This window comes from Patiriisocius marinus (assembly GCF_008974325.1).
GTDB lineage: Bacteria > Bacteroidota > Bacteroidia > Flavobacteriales > Flavobacteriaceae > Patiriisocius > Patiriisocius marinus.
On record NZ_BKCG01000011.1, the window covers coordinates 61,636 to 87,734 of the forward strand.

Genomic DNA, 26,099 nt, shown 5'->3' on the forward strand with positions numbered 1-26,099 from the left:
AGAAATTACTTCTTGATAACTTTAATTACGCTAGTAGCACCATTAGATGTTGCTTTTACGAAATATGTTCCATTAGCAACATTTGAAAGGTTAATTTCAAAAGAGGTGCTATTAGGAGTTGAGCTTAATACTTCTTGTCCTAATACAGAATAAACTGATACACTTTGTACAGCTTCAACTGCAGTTAAAGTAACAGTCCCATTAGTAGGGTTAGGGAAGATAGCAACATTTAAAAGGTTGTTATCATCAAATCCAACTAACATTTCAGTTGTGAATGTTACTGCTGGAGTAGAAAGTTCAGAATCTAAAGTATCACAGTTAGATACTACATAAGCATCATAGTCTGTGTTTTGTGTTAATCCAGTAACAGTTACTGAGTTAGTAGCTGATGTTTCTGTAGCAACTGCAGTAGCAGTAGCAGGATCATCACCAGCATTAAATACTGTTAAAGTATAACCGTTAGTTGCATCAGCAACAACATCCCAAGTGAAATCAGCAGAATCAGTTGTTACATTTGAAACAGCTAAGTTAACTGGAGCATCACAAGTAGCAACTGGAGCAGCACAAGTAATATCTGCGTCCCATCCTGCATTAGGTACAACAGCAGAAGAAACGAAGTTGAATACAAGTGATCCATCAGCAGCAATAGATGTAAAATCAACAGCTGGGTCTCCTAAGTCAACATCTGGTACAAGTACAAAGTTACCATCTCCAATATCAACAGTTAGCATATCAAATCCTCCACCCGCATTGTCTACAAATACGAAAGAAGCAGTTACAACGTCTCCTACAACATCTGGAGAAATAATTACTTGATAGTCTTCACTGTTCATAAAGTCACCATCAGGTCCTCCTGTATCGTAAAATTTACCTCCACAAACTGGTGGTGGTGGTGGTGTTGAAAAACTTACTGGGCTAGCAAGTGAAATACCTTGTGCATCACAATCTGCATAAACATAAGCATCATATGTTGTAGTATCCATTAATCCAGTAGCGGTTGTCATTAAAGTACCAGTAGCTACGTTTTCAGTATAAACAGGAGTGTCAACCATTGGGTCAGCACCTGTAGTAAATACACTAACAACATATCCAATTGTAGCTTCAGTTACTTCATCCCAAGAAATAGCTGCATCATTTAATGATGGTGTTACAACAACATTTGTTACTTCAGGACAAGTTGGTGCTGGTGTAAAAGTAATTGACCAGTCAAAAGGATCAACTGACCATCTATCATCCCATTGGATATAATAGGTAGTTCCACTAGTTACATCTAATTCTGCAACTTCAGAAGCAAATGTACTTCCAGTTCCGTCTGGTGCGAAAGCACAAGAATCATCATTATCAGCAATAGCAACACCAGCACAATCATCAAGAATGAAAAGTCTAGTGTCAGCTCCACCTAAACAAGAGTTTACGTTTACTGTACCATCTTCAGATGCAGTGTAAGCGAACCAAGCAGAGTCTCCATTGTTTGTTCCAGCAGTAGCATCGTTAATTTGTGTTTGGAAATAAGTTCCTTCTGTAACTGCAACTGCACTTGCACAATCATCACCTCCTGGTGTTGGCGCTGGTGGAGTTAGTAAGTAGTCGAAAGTAAATGTTCCAGAACCAGTACTAAATGCAGAAATTACAATATATACTTCTTGTTCAGCACCAGTGTCATTAGTCCATTGTTGAGCTCCTGTATCAGGATCGTCAAAACATACAATTGCTGTATCTCCAGGACAAGAACCTCCGTAAGCGATTCTTACTTTAGAATCGTAATTGTTAACTGTTTGTACGAAATCAAAAAGATATCCATTAGGTACAGTGATAGAGTATAAAACATCAGGTGCGTTTACGTTAGTTAAACAATCAACAACGTAATTATTTCCTGCACCAACTGTAGTTCCACTAACTGGACTAGTTAAATCGTCCAAGTCGATAGCGCCATCACAAGTATCATTTGCTGGAGGAATAGTAAATGTAAAGTCAAGACTTTGGAAATTTCCTAAAGCACCTGCTCCACAATCACTTTGCACATATAGTGTATAGTCAGAACCATCAGTTAAAACTCCAGTTGCTACTACAGCATCAGAAGTAGCAGAAGTATCCATTACTAAAGCTCCAGCAGTACCTTGAGCAGTACCTTGTGGTTGAACTTCATAGTTATAACCAGCAGCACCAGCTGCGTCATCCCAATCTAAGTTAACAGATCCATCTGGATTGTTCGCAGATGTTATGTTCAAAATATCTGGACAGGCTGGAGGAGCAATTACTGTAGCGTTTAATGTAAACGCAGTGTTGTTTGGTGTTCCCCAATTAGCGATTACAATCTTGTATGAAGTTCCTGCGGTTAATGCGCCAGTTTCAAAAGACAAATCAGCAGTCGAACCAGTATTTGTAGCACTTCCTACACAAGCAGGTGTACTATCAGGACAATTGTCTAAAACGAAAAGTCCAGCCCAAGTGTTACTGATATCGGTCATGTCTAATTGTAGTTTTTCACCATCAGCTACTGCTGTGTATTCAAACCAATATTCGTCATCATTGTAAAATCCATTACAAGGATTTTCAGGAGCACCACCAGCATTTGGAAAATCTCCAGCTTGACCAGTTGAGTCTCCAGCTTGAGCTGTTCCAGGTGTTAATGTAACAGCATTTGCGCATGTCTCTTGGCTAAATCCCTGCCAGGTGAAACAAGCGAAAGCCGCTATGGTTAATAGAGTCGTAATTTTTTTCATAATGAATATAGAGTTAATTAATATTAAATTGACCACTAAACTACAACTTATTTTTCTTTTTATTTAAGTTTATCTAAATTTTTTGTTAAAAAGTTAATAAATACTTTTAAGTGTTCATAAAGACAGTCTTTTTTAACAGTTGCGTAAGGAACTTTAAATAGATTAGACTTACTTTAAAATTAGTATTTATGACTACAAATTGTTTAATTTGTTTGTAGTAAACAACACCAATAAAATATATGGGGCTTTTTAGTAAATTTAAAAAATCGGAATCAGAGGGAGTTAAAAAGGATGTTGTTCAAACACCTTGGAATGTTCTCTCTAGAATGGAACAATTAGAAGAGATAGCCGAAATGTCAAATGCGAAGCCTGTTGCTATATTTAAGCACTCTACTCGTTGTGGAATAAGTAGAATGGTGCTAAAACAATTTGAAAATTCATATAGCTTAACTGATAATGAACTTAAATTGTATTATTTGGATTTACTAAATTTCAGAAATATTAGTGATGAAGTTGGGTTTAAGTTCCAAGTGATTCATCAAAGTCCACAGCTTATTGTTATTAAAAATGGTGTTGCAGTTGCAAGTGCTTCGCATCATAATATTAGAGCAGAAGAATTACAACAATTCATTTAAATTGAATTGTTGTTTAAAATTTCTTTAAATCTAATTTTAATATTCTCTCCAGCATCATAAACCATTTGTTCATTTGGAGGGAATGGAATAAAACTATTTCTAATAAATTTTCTATCTTCTGGAGTTAAAGCTCTTTCATCTCCTCGAAATCTAGCAAAAGTATTTTCGAAAATGAATTCAGTTGATAATGGGTAATTATTTAAATCACGTCTTGAAATTAAGTCGCGATAAACAACTTGACCTCCTACAAAAGCAGATTTTGTTTGTTCTGTATAAGTGACAGATGCATTTATAGTAATGTATTTGTCAATTTTTATATCATTTCCTAAACTATCTTTTTTCACATTTCCGTTACGGTCAAGTACATATTCCCATCCATCCTTAATACGTTTTGATCTTCTTTCTGTTTGGTCATTTATGCGCTCTGGAGAAATCGCAATTTCTTGAAAGTTTAAACTTATTCCGTAGTTATATTCTATACCGGTGTCTCTATTAGCGTGGTATTGAGTCCAGAATTCATCTAAACCATATGTGTTAAAGTCAAGTAATTCGCGCTCTAATCTTTGTGGTATTAATTGGCCGCTTCGATTGTTTAAATTAACAAATACGTAATTAGTACCATAATATCTAGCGTCTTCTTTTAATTGGGAAACATTTTTGTAATTAAATTGTAATTCATCAATTTCACAATATACATTATATGCAGTTCTGTAATCTTTAATTGTCTGCCTTTGCATGTAGATATTTGCCTCATTATATAGGTATACTATTAGGTCTTTCTTTGCTTTTGCAATTTCAGAACTATAATCCTTTAAATTGAATTGTGCGTTTCTTCCTTCTGAATTTATACGAAGTGGAAGCAATGGTCTAATTTGACGTTGTATATATTCCATATTTTGGTAGGTATAGAATAGCTCTTTTGCACTATTGGAGTTCCCTTGGTTTTGAAGTGCGTTAATTCGTCTTAAATCTTCTCCTTTAGCTTTGTTGAAGGCGTCTTCTAAAATGAGAATACGATCATCATTTTTACCCGAAGTTTTATCGCGCTGAAGTTTTTTAACTGCTAAATCAATTGCTTGTTCGTAGTTTCCTTGCGATAATAATCGCTCGTTTCTTTTTGTGCTATTACATCCACTCAATAGTATAGCTACACAAAATATAAGTAGTAGTTTTTTCATGGTGTTTAAGTATTGATTCATGGAGTATACTTCAAGCAATATGCCAAGTTAGTTTGGATTACAATTTTTTAAAAAAAATATAGTACTGAATTGGTGTTGATTAAAACTATTGGTTGTAGTTGTTTTTAGTTCTAATAGTTAGGTTTACTTAAAAGTGTAAAGCCGAAACTTTAATGAATTAAAATTTCGGCTTTAGATACTGTATGACGCTATTTAAAGTGTAGACTACTTTGCTGGTAAAACTTCACCGTCACAATCCCCAAAACCAATGCGTAAACCATCTTTTTCGCAATAAGCGCGCATAATTACTGTGTCGCCATCGTTGATGAATTTACGTTCAGTTCCGTCACTTAACTTTATAGGGTTTTGTCCTCTCCAAGTAAGTTCTAACATAGAGCCATAACTGTCTTTTGTTGGTCCAGAAATAGTACCACTTCCCATCATATCTCCACTGCGAACATTACACCCATTAAGTGTGTGGTGCGTTAATTGTTGTGCCATTGACCAGTACATATATTTGAAATTAGATTCGCAAACAACAGTAGCTTCACCATTCTGTGGCTTGATTGCTGCTTGTAATTTAATATCAAAATTCATCTTACCTTCTTGTTTTAAATATGGAAGTGGAGTAGGGTCCTGAACAGGTCCTTCAGTTCTAAAAGGTTCTAATGCGTCTAGAGTTACAATCCAAGGTGAAATTGTAGAAGCAAAACTTTTACCTAAAAACGGTCCTAGAGGAACATATTCCCAAGCTTGAATATCGCGAGCACTCCAGTCATTAAATTGAACAAGTCCAAAAATATGATCTTCAGCTTCAGCCATTTCTACTCTTGATCCAAGATGGTTTGCGTCGGTTGTGATAAATGCCATTTCTAATTCGAAATCTAATAATTTAGATGGCCCAAAATTAGGGATTCCATCTTCACCAGGTTTCATTTGTCCCATAGGGCGACGAATAGGTGTTCCCGAAGGAATAATTGATGAGCTACGGCCGTGGTAACCAATAGGGATGTGTAGCCAGTTAGGTAATAATGCATTTTCAGGGTCTCTAAATAGTGACCCTACATTAGTTGCGTGTTCTTTACTTGCGTAAAAATCTGTATAATCACCTACATCTACAGGAAGTTGCATTTCAACATCCTTTATATCGAAAAGTACTTTACTTGCGTGCGCCCTGTTTGTTTGTAATTCGTGATTTCCTTTTAAAAAGATATCGCTAACTCTATTTCTAACAAGTCTCCAAGTTTTACGGCCATCAGCAATAAAATCATTTAAAGTATCCTGAAGAAAAATATCATCGGTTAAATCTATACCTTTAAAATAACCTAATTGGTGTAATGCACCTAGGTCAATTGCAGTATCTCCAATTCGAGTACCAATTGTAATGATATCATTTTTAGTAAGAAACACTCCAAAAGGGATGTTTTGTATAGGGAAATCGCTATTCTCAGGGACATCAATCCAAGTTTGACGATTTGGGTTATTTGCTGTTAAGGGCATAGTGTTTATTTTCTGTTAGTAAAATATACATCAAATATAGAATTTTCATGATAGGTAACAATTGGTTTTGCTATTTTTGAATGAGTTTAACAAAAGAGTAACATTGATCTTTATATCTAAAAGGAATAAAGCTCATATGTATTCTCAATTAAATATTATAACGGAACAATATCTAGAACTGATTATCAAAGACTATGAGAGATAACCAAATATTTGAATTAATTGAAGCAGAGCACCAAAGACAATTAAACGGTCTTGAACTAATCGCTTCCGAAAATTTTGTAAGCCAGCAAGTTATGGACGCTGCTGGTTCTGTTTTAACTAATAAATACGCTGAAGGGTATCCTGGAAAAAGATATTACGGTGGATGCGAGATTGTAGATGAGGTAGAGCAAATTGCTATTGATCGTGCTAAAGCTTTATTTGGTGCAGAATACGCTAACGTGCAACCACACTCAGGTTCGCAGGCTAATACTGCAGTATTTGCTGCGTGTCTAAATCCTGGAGATAAATTTCTAGGTTTTGATCTATCTCACGGTGGTCACTTAACACACGGTAGTCCTGTTAATTTTTCTGGAAAATTATATACGCCTGTTTTTTACGGAGTAGAAGAAGAAACAGGAATGCTAGACTATGATAAAATAGAAGCTATTGCAATTAAAGAGCAACCTAAAATGATTATCGCAGGAGCATCAGCTTATTCTCGCGAAATAGATTACAAACGTTTTAGAGAAATTGCAGATAAAGTAGGGGCATTGCTAATGGCAGATATTGCTCACCCTGCAGGATTAATTGCAAAAGGTATTATAGGTGATCCTATTCCACATTGTCATGTAGTAACAACTACAACACACAAAACATTAAGAGGACCTCGAGGAGGTATGATAATGATGGGGAAAGATTTTGAAAACCCATTTGGAATTACATTAAAGAGTGGTAAAAAAAGAATGATGTCTTCATTACTTGATAGTGGAATTTTCCCAGGAAATCAAGGTGGGCCTTTAGAGCATATTATTGCGGCTAAAGCGATTGCTTTTGGTGAGGCATTAACAGATGAGTTTTTACATTATATGATTCAAGTAAAAAAGAATGCTTCAGTAATGGCGCAGGCTTTTGTAGATAAAGATTATAAAATAATTAGTGGTGGAACTGATAACCACATGATGCTTATAGATCTAAGAAATAAAAATATTACAGGGAAACAAGCCGAAGAAGCTTTAGGCAAAGCCGAAATAACTGTAAATAAAAACATGGTGCCATTTGATGATAAATCCCCATTTGTAACTAGCGGAATTAGAATAGGTACTGCTGCGATAACTACAAGAGGACTTAAAGAAGATCAAATGCAAGCGATTGTAGATTTAATTGATAGAGTAATTGCGAACTTTGAAGATGATGCTGCTTTAGAAAAAATAGGACACGAAGTAAATGCAATGATGCAAGGTGTGCCTTTATTTAAAATGTAATAAGCACATTACATTCTAATTAAAGCCTCTTCTTTGTAAGAGGCTTTTTTGATGTAACTAATTATGAAAGTATCCCAAGTAATAGAACAACTGCATAGATTAGCAAATCCTGAAAAAGTTGCTTTTAAAAAAGCTAAGTACAATATTGTAACTACAAATGCTTTGGGGATCTATATGAAAGATTTAAATTTATTAGCAAAAGAAATAGGGAATGATAAACCACTCGCCTTAGCGTTATTTGATACTGGTTTGTATGATGCCCAAATTCTATGTAGTAAAATATTAAAACCTAAAGATGTAACTCCAGCATTAATGGAGCAGTGGCTTCCTACTTTTGAAAACTGGGAAATTTGTGATAGTTTTTCGATGGGGCTGTTTTCTAAAACATCCTTTGCGCAATCTAAAATAGTGGAGTGGTCTAGAAGAGAACGTGAATTTGAAATACGTGCTGCATTTGCAACATTAGCAAGTTATACAATGGCAGATAAAAAAGCAGCTAATGAAATCTACGAATCATTTTATTCATTAATTATCAAGGCGGCAACTGATGACAGGATATATGTAAAGAAAGCAGTTAATTGGGCTTTGAGAAGTATAGGGAAAAGAAATTCAGATCTTAGAAAAAGTGCTATTGCTACGGCTATTAAAATTTCAGAAATAGATCACGCTGCTGCAAAATGGATTGCAAAGGATGCACTAAATGAATTGCAAAGTGAAAAACTAAAACCACTTGATTATCCACGGTCAATCTATAGACTCTAATGTATGGAATTATTAAAAACCAAAAGGATCGTAATGCGTCAGGTAACAACTGATGACGCTTTTCATATTTTAGAGTTAATGAATTCAGAGGGGTGGTTAACGTATATAGGAAACCGAAATATTAATAGTATTGAAGATGCGAAAAATTATATCATTGAAAAATATCTGCCTTTTTATAAAACATCATCACTAGGTCCTTATGTGATTCAAAGTAAGCTGGGTGATTTCGTAGGTACTATAGGTTTGTACAAGCGTGAAAGTTTGTCAATGCCAGATTTAGGTTTTGCTATTTTGCCAGCATTTTATAAGAAAGGATATACTTATGAAGCTTCAATTGCATTACTTAATTATGCTAAAGTTGAACTTAAGTATAGTGAAATATCAGCAATAACTCTCAAATCAAACATAGCTTCAATTAAATTATTAGAAAAATTAGGCTTTAAAAAGTCAGGTACTTATATAGATGCAACAACAAATGAATTATTACTTTGTTATAAATGTAAATTGTAATGGTTAAATATTGTCAAATTGATAAAAACAGACGTGTATTAGTGAATTCTCTTGATGACCTTTCAAAATTTTAACAGTTTAGAAAAGTTTATTAGTTATTCTTTTGCCGCTTAATCATTTGATTTACAGTTATTTAAATGTAGTTTGGTTGCTTTTTTTTAATTAGTTGTATTTATTGTTATTTAATGATTAGTATCCCTACATTTGCACTTTAATAATATTTAATTACTTTAAAATGAATAAAGGAACAGTAAAATTCTTCAACGACACTAAAGGTTTCGGATTTATCACTGAAGAAGGAGTAGAAAAAGACCACTTTGTACACGTAACAGGTTTAATCGACGAGATTCGCGAAGGTGATGATGTTGAATTCGATCTTAAAGAAGGAAACAAAGGACTAAACGCAGTAAACGTAAGAGTACTATAATATATACTTAGACTTATTATTGTAAAAGCCCATTCGCAAGAATGGGCTTTTTTTATGTTTAATTTTGAATATGAAGAGTATTTATTTTCTTCTTAAAGTACTCACTTATAATAGTGATAGATAATTAATGGTTAGGCTAATAGCTAAATTTTGAGTTGATGTTGAATATTTAAATGCATAGTCTATTAGGAGATTTAACCCTCAGGAAACATAACACTTTCATAAGCTCCAGCATCTGGAGGTGTAGCTCTATTTATTCCGTTTAAATCTATTGGGACGTTAATTGAAGCATCTCCAATATTCTCAGCTCCCGAAACATTCATTTCGATATTAAAGTCATTATTATTTGTGTCAAAGAAAGCAGGTTCTTGATTTAAAATAACATTAGTGAACAAATTAGTATTTCCGAAGTCGTATAATGGGTTATCACTAAAGTTGTTGTTTGTGTCATTAAAGCGAATAAGGCTATTGCTAAAATTATAGTTGAACGCAGTATTTGGTGCTGAGAATAGGCTTAGCTCTATGTTTTCATTTCCGTAAATAATGCAATTGTTAAAGTTAGCGCCTAATAGTGGCTCGGTTAGAAATTCTCCTCCTCCTATGTCAAATGCGTTATCAATACTAACACTTGAAAATGATCTAAAACTATTTGTCCAATAGTTAGCAAATGTACAATGGTTAAACTCGTAAGTTCCTCCTAGTTGGATTGCAAGGCTTGACTGACCACTGTTATTAATTACAATGTTTTCTCCATACACATTACCTGTACGGGCTAGCAAACCTATATTAGCTGAGTTGTAAATTTGAGTATTACGAACTGTTAAAGTTCTGTCTCCATCATTACTATCCATTAAAATACCAACGGATGCATTTTTAATGGTTGTATAATTAAATTCGTTATCTGTGCTTCCGGCTGTACACCAAATAAAGCCCCATTGTCCTGGTGTGTCAGCAAATTCAGGTTCAAGACGGTCACCTTCAAAAATAACTTCGTTTTCTAATGCTATTGGGTCTGTACTTGGTGCTCCATTTACTTTGATACTTCCTGTATTAGCTACAAGAAGTCCACTTTGGTTATGGAAGTGTACGCGAGCTCCTGCATTAATGTTTAGTTCTTTGCCAGGAGGTACAGCTGCAAAGCCATATATAACGTATGGTTTTTCATTAGTAAAGGTAAGTTCATCATCGTCTAGAAAAAATCCAGAAATGTCAACTGCGTCTTCACCAGAGCCTAATGTGAGGGTTTCAAACATATCGTTCCCTAAATCTTCTGGGAATAGAAAAACGGCATCTTGTACTAGAGTGATTAATTCAATATTTTGTTGATTTCCGCCTGTATCAAATTGAATTTGATCAGTGTATAAAAATTCTAAATCATTACCAAGATTATCTATATCTAGCGTTGTTTCTACAAAAATGAAAATACTATCATTAGCAAGAACATTAATGTTTTCGAAAACTCTTCCAGGAATACCGTCTACATTTAGACGATAGTTAGAAGTTTCACCTTTCCCTAAACGTACGTTAGGGATTGTTAGGTCTTCATCACTTCGATTATATACTTTAAGGTTATAAGTAGAGGACCCAATATTAGTAAATACCGTGTCTAAAAATACAGTATCTCTAGAGAATTCTAGATTTCCTGTACTTGCGACAGTTTCGAAGTCATTGCGACAAGAACTCCACATAATAATTGATCCAAAAAGGAATAGTCCGTATAGGTATTTCATCTAAGAAAATTTTAGGTAAAAATATAACTTTTTATTTGTCTAAATATTGTTGAACAATGAAGTTTTATATTCTATTTAAATTCTCCAATTTCATTTAATTGTTATAAGCTACTAACAGCCAATTGACTAAAAGGTTTGTCTGTGAAAAGTGTTGATTTGCAGTGTTTTAAATGATTTTAATTAGTCTTTTATTTGGTTTTTACTAAAATGTAGCTGTAATAGGCTTTGTTTTTACTTCATTATTGGTGGTTTTATTGCTCTTTATAGAGTTTTTAATGCAAGTTATCTAATAAGGTTTTTTTTCTACCTCAGTTCACTATGTTAGCTATAATTTTGCTTAATAGTCATTACAACTCCCCGCGTAGAATCTACTAATTTTATTATGAAAACAAGAAAGTATATTTTTATATCACTGCTACTAGTGGGCACTTTTTCTATGGCTCAGGTTGGTATAAATACTGACTCTCCAAATGCTACATTGGACATTAAATCATCAAGTCTTACAACGCCTTCAAATAATGAAGGATTGTTAATTCCAAAGTTTGATAATTTCCCATCAACTAACCCTACTATTTTACAAGATGGTATGCTAGTTTTTTTAACTGGCGATGGGGTAACTTCAAAGGGGTTTTATTATTGGGATTTCCCAACATTAACTTGGGTTCCATTTGGTGGAGCAACGTATGTTGAAAAAATTAACGATTTGCTCGATGGAAAAAGTGATGTTGACGGTTCAGAGGATGGTTCTTCTGTATTTTTAGGTATTGATGCTGGAGATGGTGATGATGGAACTGATAATCAAAATGTAGGTATAGGTTTTAGATCCTTAAGTGATAATACAAATGGGGATTCAAATACAGCTATAGGTTATGAATCATTATCAGAAAATAGTATTGGAGCTAATAATACAGCAATTGGGCATCACTCCTTAAAAAATAATGTTAGTGGTAACACTAATACTGCAGTAGGTTTTAAGGCTTTGTTTTTTAATGTTTCAGGTAGTAGTAATACTGCTATAGGGCTTAGTTCTCTTGAGCTAAATTCAATTGGGACAAATAATACTGCGGTGGGTATTAGAGCGCTTGGAGAAAATTCTAGCGGTAGCTCAAATACGGCAACAGGTCTGGAGTCATTAGTTCTAAATAGAGGTGTTAGTGCTAATAATGTTGCAAATGGCTATCAATCATTAAGAGATAATACTGGAGATAATAATGTGGCTGTTGGTTATAGAGCTTCATTTGTTAATGTAGGTGCTGATAATATTGCAATAGGTAGAGAATCTTTAAGAAATTCTTCTGGAAATAATAATATTTCAATAGGTGGTGATGCATTAAGGGTAAATAATACTTCTAATAATAACATTGCTATTGGAGTAAGTGCTTTGCAAACAAATGTTTTTGGAGATGATAATATTGCAATTGGATATGAGGCATTAGTTGGTAATTCAGGAGAGCGAAATATAGTTTTAGGGAAACAAGCAATGAATTCTACAAGTAACCAAGGAAATGATAATATCGCATTAGGTTTAGGTGCTATTGGAGCTAATACAACAGGTGAAAGAAATGTGGCAGTAGGAGAGCAGGTTATGAATCGAAATTCTACAGGAAGTTTTAATATAGGTCATGGATATAGAGCATTATTTAAAAATATCTCAGGTAGTGATAATATAGCAATTGGTAGAGAGGCTATGCTAGAGAACTCTACAGGAAGTAACAACATAGTTATTGGTACAGGTGCTGATACTAGCGCTACAAGTGCTTCAAACGAACTTAATATAGGGAATACTATTTATGGTGATTTATCAACTAATAATGTAGGTATAGGTGTTGCAAACCCTAGTGAAAAGCTAGAGGTAAATGGAACAATAAAGGCTACAAGTATAAATTTTAGCGGTTTGCAAACTTTTGCAAATGATGCTGCAGCAAGTACATTGTCGCCTGGAGATATGTATAAAACGGCTACAGGAGAATTGAGGATTAAACTATAAGTATATTTTAAAAATAATTAAAGGCTAAAGAATTTATACTCTTTAGCCTTTTTTCTTATTGGTGTATTTTTAAAATTCGAAAATAAGAGTTTATTCTCTGGTGTTACGTTTCTCTCTTGCTAATATTCTAGCCACTTTGCGTTTAGCTCTCTTTAGTTGTCTAGCTTCTTTCTTTCGTTCTATTTTCAATTTGAGGAAGGCAATTACATTTTTGTAACGTTTTTTTCTGATAGCAACTTCTTCTTCATTAGCATAGAAATCTGGTTTTGTAACCATTCTTTTTGATTCTGAAATGTTATATCCTCCGGTAGTAATCACCATTTCTCCTGTAAGGCCGTCGGCTAATGTTAAACTAATGTTGGATGTTTGTTCATTAATATCTCTTTCTTCTCTGTCAAAACCTACATAGCTATATACTAAAGTTTTTCCTCTAGATGCTCCAATCGTGTAATTTCCGTCAAAGTCAGATTGTGTTCCAATGGTAGTTCCTTTGATAATGATATTAACTCCAGGTAATGGAAGTCCAGAAGAGTCAGTAATAGTTCCTTTTACAAGTTTTATATTTGAAATTAATGGTTTGTTTTCGGTATTTTTAATTTCAACTTCTTCTTCAGTTTTAATAGATTCTGGGGTTCTAATTCCTCCCATAACCATTGGCTCGCCTAATGTGTGTGGTTCAATTATTTGATTGTCTAAAAGTTTAATTGATATTTTTTGACTTCTTGAAATGGTTGTGTATGTCTCAGTGGAAAAACCTTCTTTTTCGAAAACAATCGTTTGTTCGCTAAGACTAGTAATTGAAAACTCACCATTATTATTGCTATAAACGGTATTTCCTGTCTCTTTTACGTAAACGATAACATTGTTTAGCGCTTTTCTGTTTCTGTCTAATATAACACCAGTGGTTGTTACTTGAGTTTTGATTTTCTCACTCATTCGGCCAATGCCAATTGATTTGTAAGTTTTTTCATTTTTATTATCTGTGGATGATGCCTTAGTAGTTAAGCTGCTCATTAAAGATAATGGAATCAATAAAGAAGCCGCGAAAGGGGCAAATGCTTGTGAGGATTTGCGTTCTAATTTAACTTCACGATTTATTTGAGACTCTTTAAATCTTCCACAACTATTTCCACTGTTAGATAGTAGTTTGACAAGTTCCTCATCTGTTTTTTGTGTAAAGTCTGTTACTTCTTTTTCACAACTTGCGCAATGTCTTCCTTTTTGTGTAGGTGTCATTTTAGCCCAATCTTCGTGGCAAGGCTCTGGAATGCTAATGTGTATTGCTTTTTTCATCTTTGATGGTTTTGTTATCCCAAAGATGCTTTGTTAATAGATTTTAAAAAATACTAATTGAGTGAACGGGGAGTTTGAGTGAGGGAAGTGCCGTAGGTTATTAGGCATTAAAAAAAAGGCGCCTTATAAAAGACGCCAGTTTCGATAATTGTTTATGTATTGTTGTCTGAAGATTATTCCTTTATTTCTCGCTTATTTTGATTTTAAAAAGCTTGTCCCAGTTTTTACCCGTAACATATAATATGTTTTTTTCTCCTTTGTAAGCGATACCGTTTAATACGTCAAGTTTAGGATGTTGTGTAACTTTTTCTTTTAAGCCTTTCATATTAATAACCCCATGAACAGCTCCGTTATCTGGATTTACAATTGCTATTGCATCTTTTTGGTAGATGTTAGCATAGATAAAACCTTCTACAAATTCAAGTTCGTTTACGGCTTTTATTTTACTTGTATTTGTGTAGATTTCAATAAACGATTCTTCGGCAAGCGTTTCAGCATTAAGTGTCCAGATTTTTTGTGAACCATCACTTTTAAAAATTTTAGAACCATCATTTGCAAGACCCCAGCCTTCAGTGCTTTCATTATATTTAAACGTTCCGGTTTTTTCAAGATCATTTAGGTTGTAGATAAAACCTTGTCCTTCTTTCCAAGTGAGTTGGTATACTTTGTCTCCAAGAATTGTAAGTCCTTCACCAAAAAATTGCTTTTCTAAAGGTTTTTCAATAAGTGTTTCGCCAGTTTCTAAAGCAACTTTTCTAATTGAAGATGAGCCATATTGTCCAGTACTCTCATATAGATCATCACCATTAAATTCTAGTCCTTGAGAATAAGCTGTTATGTCGTGAGGATACGTTTCTAATATCTCGTATGAATAAAGTTTTGGCTTAAGAGATGAAAGTACAGAAACCGTTTTGTTTATTGAAAAAGTTTCACCGTCGCTTACAATTATAGCCGAAAGATTTTTCTCTCCTATTTTTTGTTTCGAAAGATCAAATGTAGCAGTTGCATTCCCTGTAACATCTTTTTTTGTATCGCCAAGCGAGTAAGTTACACTTTCAATTGCTGCTCCTTTTTTGCTTTTTAAGGTTACATTTAATGTTTCAGTATTAGGATATCCTTTTTTATTTCCTTCAATTTCAATAGAAAATAGGTCATTTGGGTTTTTTACATCGTCCCCGCAGGAAGCAATTGTTAGACCTAAAAATAACATAATTAGTACCTTAGCGTGTTTCATAGTAAGATCTTTTTTTGTGCAAGATATTTATTATAAATGATTCCAAAAAATATTGTAGAAAAACCAAATAAGCGTATCTTTGCAGCGGCAAGTCCTACACAACCAGCTCCTGTGGAATCCCCCAGGGCGGGAACGCAGCAAGGGTAAATGGTCGTAGCGGTGTGATGTAGGTAGCTTGCCATTTTTTGTGCCCGATTCTCAATTTTATTTGAGCGTCGGGCACAATTTTTTAATATTACTTCAATTACGCATCTACTCACTAGTATTACAATGATATTAAAGTTGTATATCTAGTGTGATACTTTCATCTTTGCAACATAAATTATTACATGACTAAAGTTGTACTCATCACAGGTGGATCCTCAGGAATAGGAAAAGCAATAGGCGAATTCCTAACCGAAAAAGGATACAAAGTTTATGGCACTAGCCGAAATCCTCAAAACGTAACAAAAGCACTGCCATTTACACTTGTAGCGCTAGACGTAACAAATTCTGAAAGCATAAAGAATTGTATTTCTGAAATTTTAAAAATTGAAAATCGTATTGATGTTTTGATAAACAATGCTGGTGTAGGGATTACAGGTGCCATTGAGGAAACACCAATGGAGGAAATCCGAAAGGCATTTAGTACCAACTTGTATGGGCCCATTGAAATAACGAACGCAGTGCTACCAACAATGAGAGCTCAAAAAAGTGGTCATATTGTTAATGTAACTTCTATTGCTGGTTATATGGGGCTTCCATATCGAGGTATTTATTCAGCCACAAAGGCTGCTTTAGAGATAACAACCGAGGCTTACCGAATGGAACTTCATCAGTTTAATATTAATATGAGTAATATCGCCCCTGGTGATTTTGCAACTAATATTGCCGCAGGAAGATATCATTCACCACTATTAAAAGATTCACCTTATCACGATCAATATAAGGATACATTGAAAATGATGGATGAACATGTTGATGGAGGAATGAATCCAACTGAAATGGCTAAAGCGGTATTTTCTATTATTGAAAATCCATCGCCTAAAGTGAGATATAGGGTAGGAGCTTTTATGCAGAAATTTTCAATAGTACTTAAAAAAGTGCTTCCATCTAAAATGTATGAGTCATTAATAATGAGTCACTATAATCTGAAATAACGCATAGGTTTCAAACAATTAATATTTCAGAAATACTTCTAGTGATATTTTTTATTTGAAGATTAGCAATTAGTTATCTTCAATCATTATTTTACTATTTTTACTAAAACAATAATATACAACGTCTATGAAATTTTTTATTGATACAGCAAACCTTGAACAAATTAAAGAAGCCCAATCTTTAGGGGTTTTAGATGGAGTTACTACAAATCCTTCGCTTATGGCTAAAGAAGGAATTACAGGACACGATAATATAATGAAACATTACGTGGCCATTTGCAATATTGTTGATGGTGATGTTAGTGCTGAGGTAATTTCTACAGATGTTGAAGGAATGATTAAAGAGGGAGAAGCTTTAGCTGAATTACACGATCAAATTGTGGTTAAAATTCCAATGATTAAAGATGGTATTAAAGCTATAAAATATTTTAGTGATAGAGGGATTAGGACTAATTGTACATTGGTTTTTTCTTCAGGACAAGCATTGTTAGCTGCTAAAGCAGGAGCTAGTTATGTGTCACCTTTTATAGGAAGGCTTGATGATATATCAACTGATGGATTAGGGTTAATTGAAGAAATTAGACTTATCTATGATAATTACGGTTTTGAAACTGAAATTCTTGCAGCATCAGTAAGGCACACTATGCACGTTATTGAATGTGCTAAATTAGGTGCAGATGTTATGACGGGACCATTATCATCGATTGAAGGATTGCTTAAACATCCATTAACTGATATAGGATTGGCTAAATTTTTAGCAGACTATAATAAAGGAAACTAAAAGCAAAGTTTTTTAATCAACTTACTTTAAAAGTTAAATGCCCAAAACAATTAATTGTTTTGGGCATTTGCTGTTTGAAATAATAGATTGTTTACTTATTAATTAAACCAAGCAACTTAGATTCGAAATTTTGATTAAAAATGTAAGAGTTTCCTTCAAGGATGACCCCTTTTTTATCAAGTATGATTGCTTTGTTTAAAGTGTTTATTAATAAATCGGAAGTAGCCTTTTTAGCATTGTCAAATTGGTATTCATTTTTATGGTTATAGCCAGAATTTGTGACAATTTTTTTCCAAGTTTTAAAATTATTGTCTGTGTTAATTCCTATAAATTGATATTCAGGAAATTTGCTTTTAAGTTCGGCTACACGAGAGTGTATTAATTTAACGTGTTTAATATTATTGCTTGACCAAAAGTAAAGTACTGTAAGTTGTGTAGTGATGTCAGATAATAAAATAGATTCATTGTCTACATTGACTAACATTAAATCTGGGGCTTTGTTTCCAGCGTTTATTTTTGAAGTTCTTTCTGCGTATTCCTTAATTCTTTTTTGATCTTCGGTTTTAAGATCGAGTGTGTTGAAAAGTTCGATCATTTTGGTTTCATCTTCTATTTCATCTGCATTTATCAGATAACGTCTAACGGTAGATGAGAGAATTTGATTTTTTAATTCTTCATTTTTAATGACTGAATCGATAAGCTTTAGTTTTGTTTTGTTATGGACAAAGCTATTACGGTCGAAAGAGGCTTCTTTTTTGTAAATGTCAAAAGCGACATTGTCAAAGTATCTATTTAGGAAGCTAAAATATGCGTAGTAATTTTTAAAAGCTGTTGCATCACAGTTTATCTTAGATCGATAATCGTAAAAGTCTTTCGGATAGTTTTGCTCAGCTTCATCATAATTAAAGTTATGATTTGTAGTGTATAATTCTTTTTGAGAATAATAATTATAATCAATATTAGCTTTAGCAATTGTCCAAAACCCATCACTAGATTTGGAGCTTTTGTAAAAGCGGTTAAGTTTTTTATTATTTACGGCTTGATGGTTTTTGATTAGTTTTTCAAATTCTGCAGGCTCTAATTTGTATTCTTCTGGAAGATTGGTGTTGAAAGTTTCGTTTTTCAGAAACTGATCTATCAAAAAGTTATTCTTTTCAGCACCTTTTCCGCTAAATGCTAATGACTCGTCAAACTCAAGGGTATTGACTCTAAAAACAATGCTATCGCCAGGATTTAAATAAATGTATTGTAGTTCTCCGTGTCTAATTCTAAAAAGGCCTTCTTCTTTTTGATTAAATGAATGAGTGAAGAAACCACGTTCATCTAAATAAATAGTGTCGCTTATATTACCAGTATGCTCAAGAAGAACATATTTACTTTTTGGGTTTACAATCTGTCCACTTAACACAGTAACATTCCCTTTGTTTTCTGTTTTTTCACAGGAAACTAAGAAGGTGATTGAAATAAATAGGAGGAGTAATTTTTTAGTCAAATTCTATGGGGCTTTGTAACGTCAAAAATAGGGCACTTGAAAAGTAGATTTTGTTAAGCCTTCGTTAAAACAAATTTTAAAAACGTTAATGTTTCATACATACGTCGAATATAGCTATTTTTGCAGAAATTTTAAACACTTAAAAGTAGCTATGCTTTCAGTTTCAAATCTATCAGTACAATTTGGTAAAAGAATTCTCTTTGATGAGGTAAATACGCAATTCGTTTCGGGGAATTGTTATGGTATTATTGGTGCAAACGGTGCCGGTAAATCAACTTTTTTAAAGATTATTGCAGGAAAAATGGACCCAACTTCTGGTCACGTTCATTTAGAGGCGGGTAAACGTATGTCAGTTTTAGAACAGAATCATAACGCTTATGACGAATATCCAGTTTTAGAAACAGTAGTTCGTGGAAATAAAGATTTGTTCTCAATAAAATCTCAAATAGATGCACTGTATGCAGATTATACAGATGAGAATGCTGAAAAAATAGGTGAACTACAAGTCGTTTTTGAAGAAATGGATGGGTGGAATGCAGACAGTAATGCTGCTGCAATGCTATCTAATTTAGGTATTGAAGAGAGTTTGCATCATACACCTATGTCGGAAATTGACGGTAAATTAAAAGTACGTGTGTTGCTAGCTCAAGCTTTATTTGGAAATCCTGATGTGTTGATTATGGATGAGCCTACAAACGACTTGGATTATGAAACAATCTCGTGGCTTGAAAACTTTTTAGCTAACTATGATGCTTGTGTAATTGTGGTATCTCACGATAGACACTTTTTAGATGCAGTATGTACGCATATTAGTGATATTGACTTTGGGAAAATAAATCATTTTAGTGGGAATTATACTTTCTGGTATGAGAGTAGCCAATTGGCAGCACGACAAAGAGCTCAACAAAATAAAAAAGCGGAAGACAAAAAGAAAGAATTAGAAGAATTTATTCGTCGTTTTTCTGCTAATGTTGCCAAATCTAAGCAAGCTACAAGTAGAAAGAAAATGATCGATAAGCTTGATGTATCAAGTATTAAGCCATCGAGTCGTCGTTATCCTGCAATTATATTTGAGCGCGAGCGTGAAGCTGGAGACCAAATTTTAAATGTGGAGAACCTTTCAGCATCTATTGAAGGAGAAGTGTTGTTTAAAAACATCAATTTAAATTTAGCAAAAGGCGATAAAGTAGTTGTTTTTTCAAGAGATTCTAGAGCTACAAGCGCTTTTTACGAGATTGTAAATGGGAATATGGAAGCTGATAGTGGAGAGTTTCAATGGGGTGTTACAACTAACCAAAGTTACTTGCCATTAGACAATCATCATTTTTTTGAAAGTGATATGAATCTTGTAGATTGGTTACGCCAGTGGGCAAAAACAGAAGAAGAAAGAGAAGAGGTTCATATTAGGGGATTTCTTGGAAAGATGATTTTTAGTGGAGAAGAAGCACTTAAAAAATGTAATGTACTTTCTGGAGGAGAAAAAGTGCGTTGTATGTTAAGCCGTATGATGATGATGAGAGCTAACGTTTTAATGCTTGATGAGCCTACAAATCACTTGGATCTAGAATCAATTACAGCATTTAATAATTCACTAAAAAACTTTAAAGGAACTGTAATGTTTACAACTCACGATCACGAGTTTGCTCAAACAGTTAGTAACAGAGTAGTAGAATTAACTCCTAGTGGAATTATTGATCGTTATATGAGTTTCGATGAATATATGAGTGATCCTAAAATTAAGGAACAGCGTTCAAAAATGTACAACGTGGCAGTAAGCTAACAATCTAATATATTTAAATAAAAAGCCCCAACTTGTTTGTAGTTGGGGCTTTTTTTATTCAACTTCATCAACTTCTTTGAGGTAGGCGTCAATAATATCTTTAGAAGCCTCAAGTTCCTCTTGTCTAATAAACAGTCTTACTTGGTTAGGAATTCCCATTGCAAAACCTCCTGTTATTCCACTTTGATGATCGTCCTTAATAATGGGTTGAATGTTCACTTCGTTTAATCTTGCAATAAGCCCATTAGCAATCATAGCAGGGCCTGTGTATATTCTTGTAGTCTTTTTTGTGTTGTCCATAGTAAGTATTTTCGCGCTGTATTAATTAGCTGTTTTTAGTAAAGATACTTAGAAAAATATATTCATAAATCAACATTAATATGGTTGTAGTAAACTAATGATTCAAAAACTACGTTGTGGTACATAGTTTGTATTTGTACATTTACATGAATAATAAAAACATTATGTCTTTAAAAAACTTACTTTCAGTAGCGCTATTCTTATTTGTTTTGAATGTTTCGGCTCAAAAATATACTAATGTTGAAGCAGTAAATACCTCAAAAAGTTTTGAGGGTGAATCCTTCTCGTCAACCAAAACATTCACACAAAATGTAAATAGTAGTGATTCTTTTTCAGTACTTTCTGAAATATTAGAGAATGAACAATTGCGAAATGTTATTGAAAGTGAGGAAATGGTAACAATTTTTGCGCCATTAGATACTAGTTTTTCTAAGTTGTCTGATGATGAAAACGAAGCTTTTATGCTTGATACAGATTTACAGTCTCAGTTTTTAAAAATGCATACAGTACCAGGGAGAATGGATTTAGCTAGCCTTAAAAAAGCAATTGAGCAAAATAACGGAAGAGCACAGTTAAAAACATTAGCAGGAACTAAATTAACTGCGATAGCGAATAAAAGAGGAGAGGTCTTTATAAATGATCAATACGGAAATAAAGCACAAATACTTGAAACTAATTTTTATCATAAAAATGGTTTCTTTCATATAATTGATGGAGTTGCTGCACCTACTAAAAAAGAATAATTTTATTTTAAATTTTTTTGATAAAATTAAAAACACTCTTGTTTTATGAAACAGGGGTGTTTTTTCGTTTAATACTAGCTTTATGAAATTGAACTAACCAATTATTTTGTAATTTGTAATTAAAATCTCTCCATATGAAAAGATGTTACTTTTATTTGCTTTTTAGTTTATTATCATTTATTTCTTTTTCACAAACAGGAGTTCCTATAACACTTTTTGAACAATTTAATGGGCAATTAGACTTTACAGCTTTTGGTAATACGCTAAATCCATTTGGGAATAATGAAGGTCAAGGTTTTTTTAATATCCTAGACGAAAGTAGTGCAAATTTAAATTTATCTCCAGGACAAACCTTGGTGCGAGCTTATCTATATTGGGGAGGAGCAGGACCTAATGAAGACTTTTCTGTTAAGTTAAATGGAGTAAATGTGGATGCTACTAGAACTTTCGATGCTTTTGTGGCGCCAGGATACCCAATAGCTTTTGGAGGTTTTGCTGATGTCACTAATATTATTCAAACATTTGGAAACGGAACCTATACCTTTTCTGATTTAGATTTAGGCCTTCCTGAAAATAATGGGGAAGTTACAAAATTTGGGGGTTGGTCTGTTCTTGTGGTTTATCAAGATTTAAGTTTAACACAGAATCAGGTTTCGATTTTTGATGGATTTGATATTTTAGATTTTGATATACCAAATATCAATATAACATTAAATAATATTAATCTTGGTAGTACAGATTCAGCCAAAATTGGCTTTTTATCTTGGGAAGGCGATAAAAGTAATAACGTTCAGACTTCAGAAATAATAAGAGTTAATAATTTTGAATTAATTAATACTCTAAATCCAATCGGTAATGCTTTCAATGGAACTAATACATTCGATGGTAATAATCAGCTTTATAATATGGATCTTGATTTCTTTTCTATTGATGCATTTGTTTCTCCAGGTGATACTTCAATTGATATTCAAATGTCTACGGAATTCGATGGATTATTTGTCAATAATATTGTGACTGTTGTTAATTCTGAATTACCCGACGCAACAATCATCATAGACAACATCGGCGTACTCTGTGACAACAATGACATTGATGTAAATTTTACGGTGTTTAACCTTGATAGTACCGCGGAGTTACCAATAGCTACCCCTATTGCTTTTTATGCAGATGGAGTATTAGTTGGCCAGACTGTTACGGCAGGAATAATTCCTATTGGAGGATCAGAAAGTGGTACGATAACTTTAAATTTTCCTCCTGGAAGTGTACCTACTGCTTTTACATTAACAGCTATTGTGGATGATGATGGAACGGGTACCAATACAGGTATAGTTAATGAAAATACTGAAGATAATAATTCCTTTGATTTAGTTGTAGAATTAGCTGAGCAAGCATTAGACATTGGTCCAGATGTATCGGTTTGTGCTAATGAGATGGTTACCTTAGGACAGGATTTAGGAGGCAATTTCACCTATCAGTGGTTTTTGAATGGAGTAGCAATCATAGGTGAAACATCTCCATTTTATAACCCAACAGTTTCCGGAACTTATAGATTGGATGCCTCCCAATTTGTTTGTTTTGTAACAGGTGAAGTAGAAGTTACTTTTCAATCACTACCTCCCGCTATTATTCCTTCTAAATATAGCCTTTGTGACGAAGTTCCAAATGATGGTTTCACAACTTTTGATTTGACAACAAAAGATGCTGAGATCACCGGTGGCGATACAGATTTTTCTGTAACATATTTCACAACTCTTACAGGGGCTCAAGCAGGAGCTTTTCCAATAACTCCATCAACAGCCTTTGTAAATACAGCAATCGGTTTCCAAATAATCTATGCGAGAGTAGATAATATCAACACGATGGACTGTTTTAACATCGTCCCACTAGAACTACAAGTAAACGACAGCCCTGCGATCACAGATCCAATCAGCGATTATTTTTTATGTGATTTAGACGGCGACGGATTAGAGACCTTTGATTTAACAAGTAAGAATGCTGAAATTTTAAACACGTTAGTAGATGTTACCTTAACTTATCACGAGAGCCAAGCCGATGCAGCAGCAGGACTAGCGCCAATTACGCCAGATAATGCCTATGTAAGTAGCAATGCTATAGTTTGGGTTAGAGCGGTAAACTATGAAGGCGGAGATATTACGGGAACACCATTATGTAGCACTGTAGCGAGTTTCAATTTAATACTAGGTCAAACACCTGTTTTCAATCCAATTCCAGAAATCACCGCCTGTGATGATGAGATTGCTGATGGTATTACAGAATTTGATTTAGACAGTAATACATTTACCATTACCAATGGAACTCCTGGACTTACGGTAAGTTATTACGAAACACAAGTAAATGCAGAAAACGCCTTTTTACCGTATCCATCAAATTACACGAACACTACCAATCCAGAAGATGTTTGGGTACGCGTAGAGAACAGTGCAACGGGATGCTATGGTGTCTTTATGAGTCAGTTAGTGGTAATACCACGTCCAACAATAGTAACTCCAGACGATTTGATTTACTGTGATGAGGACAATGATGGCTTCGGAAGTTTTATTTTAACAGATGCAGATGAGCAAGTAGTAAGTGGAGACCCAGCGGGGAACTACCAAGTAAGCTACCACGTTACTTTAGCCGATGCTATAAATAATGTATTACCATTAGCCAGTCCATATGATAATGAAGTGCCATTTGATCAAATAATCTATATTCGATTAACCGATCTAGCAACAGGCTGTTACAATACAACAACCGTTCATTTATTAGTAGAAGAAAGCCCACAGATTATGGATCCGGACGATCTAGTGATTTGTGACGATGATGGCGATGGAATGGCAACATTTAATCTTACCGATGTAGAGCCACAAATGTTGATGGGTCTAACAGGTGGACCATACGTAGTGACCTATTTTACAGATATGGCAATGACAGCGCCTATCGCAAACCCAACAGCATTTATCAATACGGTAAACCCACAAGATATTTACATTACAGTACGTGATGTCAACAATGACTGTGAAAGTGAAACAACAGTAACCTTACGTGTTGAAATCCCACCAGCACTAGTAGCACCAACGCCACTAGAGCTATGTGATGAGACAGACATACTAGGGCCAGATGATGGTGTAGAGATATTCGATTTAACAAGTAAGATTGCAGAAATCACAGCAGGAGATACCGGGATCCAGATCAGTTTCTTTGAAACCCTTGCAGATATGCAAGCCAACACAGGAGCGATCAACCCAGCGAATGCTTACCAAAACATCACACCATCCGTACAGACAATTTACATACGCGCAGCCGATGTCAACAGTAGCTGTATTATCGATGATGGATCTATCACCCTAGACCTTATTGTCAATCCATTACCATCCCCCGTAACACCAACACCGTTAGAGGAATGTGATATTGATAACGATGGTTTTACAGACTTTACTTTAACCGATAAGGATATTGAGATTATAGGTGGAGAGCCAGGTGTAGGTATTACCTACCACGAAACAGCACTAGATGCTGAGAATGGCACCTTTGCATTAACAAGTCCTTATAGTAACATTGTATCAGGTGGTCAGATTATTTACGCTAGAGCTACGTTTGTCGGCCCAGCGCCTGCACCTGCGACAGGGTGTTACCGAGTAGTTGAATTAGAATTAATAGTGAATCCAACCCCAGAAATTCCAGTAGACTTAGATGATATTCTAGCCTGTGACCCAGAGATGGATGGCATAGAGATATTCGATTTAACAGAAAACGAAACAGTAATCTACGGAACCCAAGACCCTGCTGATTTTACTATTAGCTACTACACTAGTTTGTTAAATACTGAAGCAGGAACACCAGCGATTGCAACACCAACAATGTTTACTAATACGGTGAACCCACAAGAGATTTGGGTACGCTTAGAAGACGGAGATACGCAGTGTTACAAGATTGCTAGTTTTATGATTGAAGCCGTTCCAGGGCCAGTGGTTATCCAGCCGGATCCATTTAATATGTGTGATGACCTAGGAGCGCCAAACGACGGAGTGACAACATTCGATTTAACAACACAAGACGATCTTATCACAGGAGCGGCACCAGGAGTTGGCGTTCAGTATTTTGAAACGCTAGTTGATGCAGAAGACAATGTCAATGCCATCAACCCAGCAACGGCTTATGAGAACACGTCAAACCCACAAGTGTTATTTGTACGTGTAACTGATGGAAACAGCTTATGTGCAGACACTACAGTGACATTAACGCTACGAGTACTTCCAAACCCAACACCAGAACAACCAGACCCAATAGCGCTCTGTGATATTGATGGTGATGGCGAAGAAATTTTCGATTTAACAATAAGAGCTGCACAGATATTAGATGGTGAGAATTATGGATTAGGTTACTATGAAACAGCAGCAGCTGCGGAGTTAGGAGATC

19 protein-coding genes and 1 other RNA gene are annotated in these 26,099 nt (G+C 34.4%); 12 read left to right on the forward strand and 8 right to left on the reverse strand.

Annotation, left to right across the window (positions count from 1 at the left end):
- Positions 1 to 5: 5 nt before the first annotated feature.
- The gene (locus tag GBH57_RS14950; protein WP_151675308.1) at positions 6 to 2,723 is read right to left on the reverse strand and encodes a T9SS type A sorting domain-containing protein; all 2,718 of its coding nucleotides are present in this window, start codon (positions 2,721 to 2,723) and stop codon (positions 6 to 8) included.
- Positions 2,724 to 2,962: 239 nt separating this feature from the next.
- Here GBH57_RS14950 and ytxJ point away from each other — a divergent pair, with 239 nt between their 5' ends.
- Complete coding sequence (ytxJ, locus tag GBH57_RS14955) at positions 2,963 to 3,358, forward strand: bacillithiol system redox-active protein YtxJ (protein ID WP_151675309.1); 396 nt, start codon at positions 2,963 to 2,965, stop codon at positions 3,356 to 3,358.
- On the opposite strand, the gene GBH57_RS14960 is transcribed toward ytxJ, so the two are convergent.
- Together GBH57_RS14960 and fahA are read right to left on the reverse strand one after the other, a co-directional pair.
- On the reverse strand, positions 3,355 to 4,536 hold the full coding sequence (locus GBH57_RS14960) for a hypothetical protein (protein WP_151675310.1): 1,182 nt from the start codon (positions 4,534 to 4,536) through the stop codon (positions 3,355 to 3,357). The two genes, ytxJ and GBH57_RS14960, sit on opposite strands and share 4 nt — an antisense overlap.
- Before the next feature lie 225 nt (positions 4,537 to 4,761).
- The gene (fahA, locus tag GBH57_RS14965) at positions 4,762 to 6,036 is read right to left on the reverse strand and encodes a fumarylacetoacetase (protein WP_151675311.1); all 1,275 of its coding nucleotides are present in this window, start codon (positions 6,034 to 6,036) and stop codon (positions 4,762 to 4,764) included.
- Positions 6,037 to 6,230: 194 nt separating this feature from the next.
- Between fahA and glyA the strand changes: the two genes are divergently transcribed.
- The 4 genes from glyA to GBH57_RS14985 all read left to right on the forward strand — a co-directional run bounded on the left by glyA (position 6,231) and on the right by GBH57_RS14985 (position 9,201).
- The gene (glyA, locus tag GBH57_RS14970; protein WP_151675312.1) at positions 6,231 to 7,502 is read left to right on the forward strand and encodes a serine hydroxymethyltransferase; all 1,272 of its coding nucleotides are present in this window, start codon (positions 6,231 to 6,233) and stop codon (positions 7,500 to 7,502) included.
- A gap of 63 nt (positions 7,503 to 7,565) precedes the next feature.
- Positions 7,566 to 8,264, forward strand: a complete 699-nt coding sequence (locus GBH57_RS14975) for a DNA alkylation repair protein (protein ID WP_151675313.1) — start codon at positions 7,566 to 7,568, stop codon at positions 8,262 to 8,264.
- Positions 8,265 to 8,297: 33 nt separating this feature from the next.
- A complete protein-coding gene (locus GBH57_RS14980; protein ID WP_161596107.1) occupies positions 8,298 to 8,774 on the forward strand; it encodes a GNAT family N-acetyltransferase in 477 nt (158 codons plus the stop codon).
- 235 nt (positions 8,775 to 9,009) lie between these two features.
- A complete protein-coding gene (locus GBH57_RS14985; protein ID WP_151675315.1) occupies positions 9,010 to 9,201 on the forward strand; it encodes a cold-shock protein in 192 nt (63 codons plus the stop codon).
- A gap of 194 nt (positions 9,202 to 9,395) precedes the next feature.
- Here GBH57_RS14985 and GBH57_RS14990 read toward each other — a convergent pair whose 3' ends face one another.
- The gene (locus tag GBH57_RS14990) at positions 9,396 to 10,931 is read right to left on the reverse strand and encodes a hypothetical protein (RefSeq protein WP_151675316.1); all 1,536 of its coding nucleotides are present in this window, start codon (positions 10,929 to 10,931) and stop codon (positions 9,396 to 9,398) included.
- Between the two features lie 382 nt (positions 10,932 to 11,313).
- Here GBH57_RS14990 and GBH57_RS14995 point away from each other — a divergent pair, with 382 nt between their 5' ends.
- Positions 11,314 to 12,918, forward strand: a complete 1,605-nt coding sequence (locus GBH57_RS14995) for a phage tail-like protein (protein WP_151675317.1) — start codon at positions 11,314 to 11,316, stop codon at positions 12,916 to 12,918.
- Between the two features lie 90 nt (positions 12,919 to 13,008).
- On the opposite strand, the gene GBH57_RS15000 is transcribed toward GBH57_RS14995, so the two are convergent.
- On the reverse strand, positions 13,009 to 14,211 hold the full coding sequence (locus GBH57_RS15000; protein ID WP_151675318.1) for a carboxypeptidase-like regulatory domain-containing protein: 1,203 nt from the start codon (positions 14,209 to 14,211) through the stop codon (positions 13,009 to 13,011).
- Between the two features lie 181 nt (positions 14,212 to 14,392).
- Positions 14,393 to 15,445, reverse strand: a complete 1,053-nt coding sequence (locus tag GBH57_RS15005) for a glutaminyl-peptide cyclotransferase (protein WP_151675319.1) — start codon at positions 15,443 to 15,445, stop codon at positions 14,393 to 14,395.
- An 85-nt stretch (positions 15,446 to 15,530) separates the two neighbouring features.
- On the opposite strand from GBH57_RS15005, the gene ffs reads away from it, so the two are divergent.
- The 3 genes from ffs (at position 15,531) to fsa (ending at position 17,365) form a co-directional block, all read left to right on the forward strand.
- Positions 15,531 to 15,629, forward strand: an RNA gene (gene ffs / locus GBH57_RS15010) — signal recognition particle sRNA small type.
- Positions 15,630 to 15,774: 145 nt separating this feature from the next.
- On the forward strand, positions 15,775 to 16,584 hold the full coding sequence (locus tag GBH57_RS15015; protein WP_151675320.1) for an SDR family oxidoreductase: 810 nt from the start codon (positions 15,775 to 15,777) through the stop codon (positions 16,582 to 16,584).
- Between the two features lie 127 nt (positions 16,585 to 16,711).
- A complete protein-coding gene (fsa, locus tag GBH57_RS15020; protein ID WP_151675321.1) occupies positions 16,712 to 17,365 on the forward strand; it encodes a fructose-6-phosphate aldolase in 654 nt (217 codons plus the stop codon).
- Positions 17,366 to 17,456: 91 nt separating this feature from the next.
- Here the strand turns inward: fsa and GBH57_RS15025 are convergent, their stop codons facing one another.
- Complete coding sequence (locus GBH57_RS15025; RefSeq protein ID WP_151675322.1) at positions 17,457 to 18,857, reverse strand: TlpA family protein disulfide reductase; 1,401 nt, start codon at positions 18,855 to 18,857, stop codon at positions 17,457 to 17,459.
- Between the two features lie 151 nt (positions 18,858 to 19,008).
- Between GBH57_RS15025 and GBH57_RS15030 the strand changes: the two genes are divergently transcribed.
- Positions 19,009 to 20,637, forward strand: a complete 1,629-nt coding sequence (locus tag GBH57_RS15030; RefSeq protein WP_151675327.1) for an ABC-F family ATP-binding cassette domain-containing protein — start codon at positions 19,009 to 19,011, stop codon at positions 20,635 to 20,637.
- Positions 20,638 to 20,691: 54 nt separating this feature from the next.
- Here GBH57_RS15030 and GBH57_RS15035 read toward each other — a convergent pair whose 3' ends face one another.
- Complete coding sequence (locus GBH57_RS15035) at positions 20,692 to 20,937, reverse strand: DUF2007 domain-containing protein (RefSeq protein ID WP_151675323.1); 246 nt, start codon at positions 20,935 to 20,937, stop codon at positions 20,692 to 20,694.
- A 164-nt stretch (positions 20,938 to 21,101) separates the two neighbouring features.
- On the opposite strand from GBH57_RS15035, the gene GBH57_RS15040 reads away from it, so the two are divergent.
- Both GBH57_RS15040 and GBH57_RS15045 read left to right on the forward strand, forming a co-directional pair.
- Positions 21,102 to 21,680: a fasciclin domain-containing protein gene (locus GBH57_RS15040; RefSeq protein WP_161596108.1), complete on the forward strand. Its 579-nt coding sequence runs from the start codon at positions 21,102 to 21,104 to the stop codon at positions 21,678 to 21,680.
- A 134-nt stretch (positions 21,681 to 21,814) separates the two neighbouring features.
- On the forward strand, positions 21,815 to 26,099 hold a 4,285-nt coding region (locus GBH57_RS15045), incomplete at its 3' end, for an FIDD domain-containing protein (protein ID WP_507763220.1).

Coding starts and splice junctions, on each gene's coding strand:
- GBH57_RS14950 (WP_151675308.1), bottom strand. CDS start 2,723: ATGAAAAAAATTACGACTCTATTAACCATAGCGGCTTTCGCTTGTTTC.
- ytxJ (WP_151675309.1), top strand. CDS start 2,963: ATGGGGCTTTTTAGTAAATTTAAAAAATCGGAATCAGAGGGAGTTAAA.
- GBH57_RS14960 (WP_151675310.1), bottom strand. CDS start 4,536: ATGAAAAAACTACTACTTATATTTTGTGTAGCTATACTATTGAGTGGA.
- fahA (WP_151675311.1), bottom strand. CDS start 6,036: ATGCCCTTAACAGCAAATAACCCAAATCGTCAAACTTGGATTGATGTC.
- glyA (WP_151675312.1), top strand. CDS start 6,231: ATGAGAGATAACCAAATATTTGAATTAATTGAAGCAGAGCACCAAAGA.
- GBH57_RS14975 (WP_151675313.1), top strand. CDS start 7,566: ATGAAAGTATCCCAAGTAATAGAACAACTGCATAGATTAGCAAATCCT.
- GBH57_RS14980 (WP_161596107.1), top strand. CDS start 8,298: ATGCGTCAGGTAACAACTGATGACGCTTTTCATATTTTAGAGTTAATG.
- GBH57_RS14985 (WP_151675315.1), top strand. CDS start 9,010: ATGAATAAAGGAACAGTAAAATTCTTCAACGACACTAAAGGTTTCGGA.
- GBH57_RS14990 (WP_151675316.1), bottom strand. CDS start 10,931: ATGAAATACCTATACGGACTATTCCTTTTTGGATCAATTATTATGTGG.
- GBH57_RS14995 (WP_151675317.1), top strand. CDS start 11,314: ATGAAAACAAGAAAGTATATTTTTATATCACTGCTACTAGTGGGCACT.
- GBH57_RS15000 (WP_151675318.1), bottom strand. CDS start 14,211: ATGAAAAAAGCAATACACATTAGCATTCCAGAGCCTTGCCACGAAGAT.
- GBH57_RS15005 (WP_151675319.1), bottom strand. CDS start 15,445: ATGAAACACGCTAAGGTACTAATTATGTTATTTTTAGGTCTAACAATT.
- GBH57_RS15015 (WP_151675320.1), top strand. CDS start 15,775: ATGACTAAAGTTGTACTCATCACAGGTGGATCCTCAGGAATAGGAAAA.
- fsa (WP_151675321.1), top strand. CDS start 16,712: ATGAAATTTTTTATTGATACAGCAAACCTTGAACAAATTAAAGAAGCC.
- GBH57_RS15030 (WP_151675327.1), top strand. CDS start 19,009: ATGCTTTCAGTTTCAAATCTATCAGTACAATTTGGTAAAAGAATTCTC.
- GBH57_RS15035 (WP_151675323.1), bottom strand. CDS start 20,937: ATGGACAACACAAAAAAGACTACAAGAATATACACAGGCCCTGCTATG.
- GBH57_RS15040 (WP_161596108.1), top strand. CDS start 21,102: ATGTCTTTAAAAAACTTACTTTCAGTAGCGCTATTCTTATTTGTTTTG.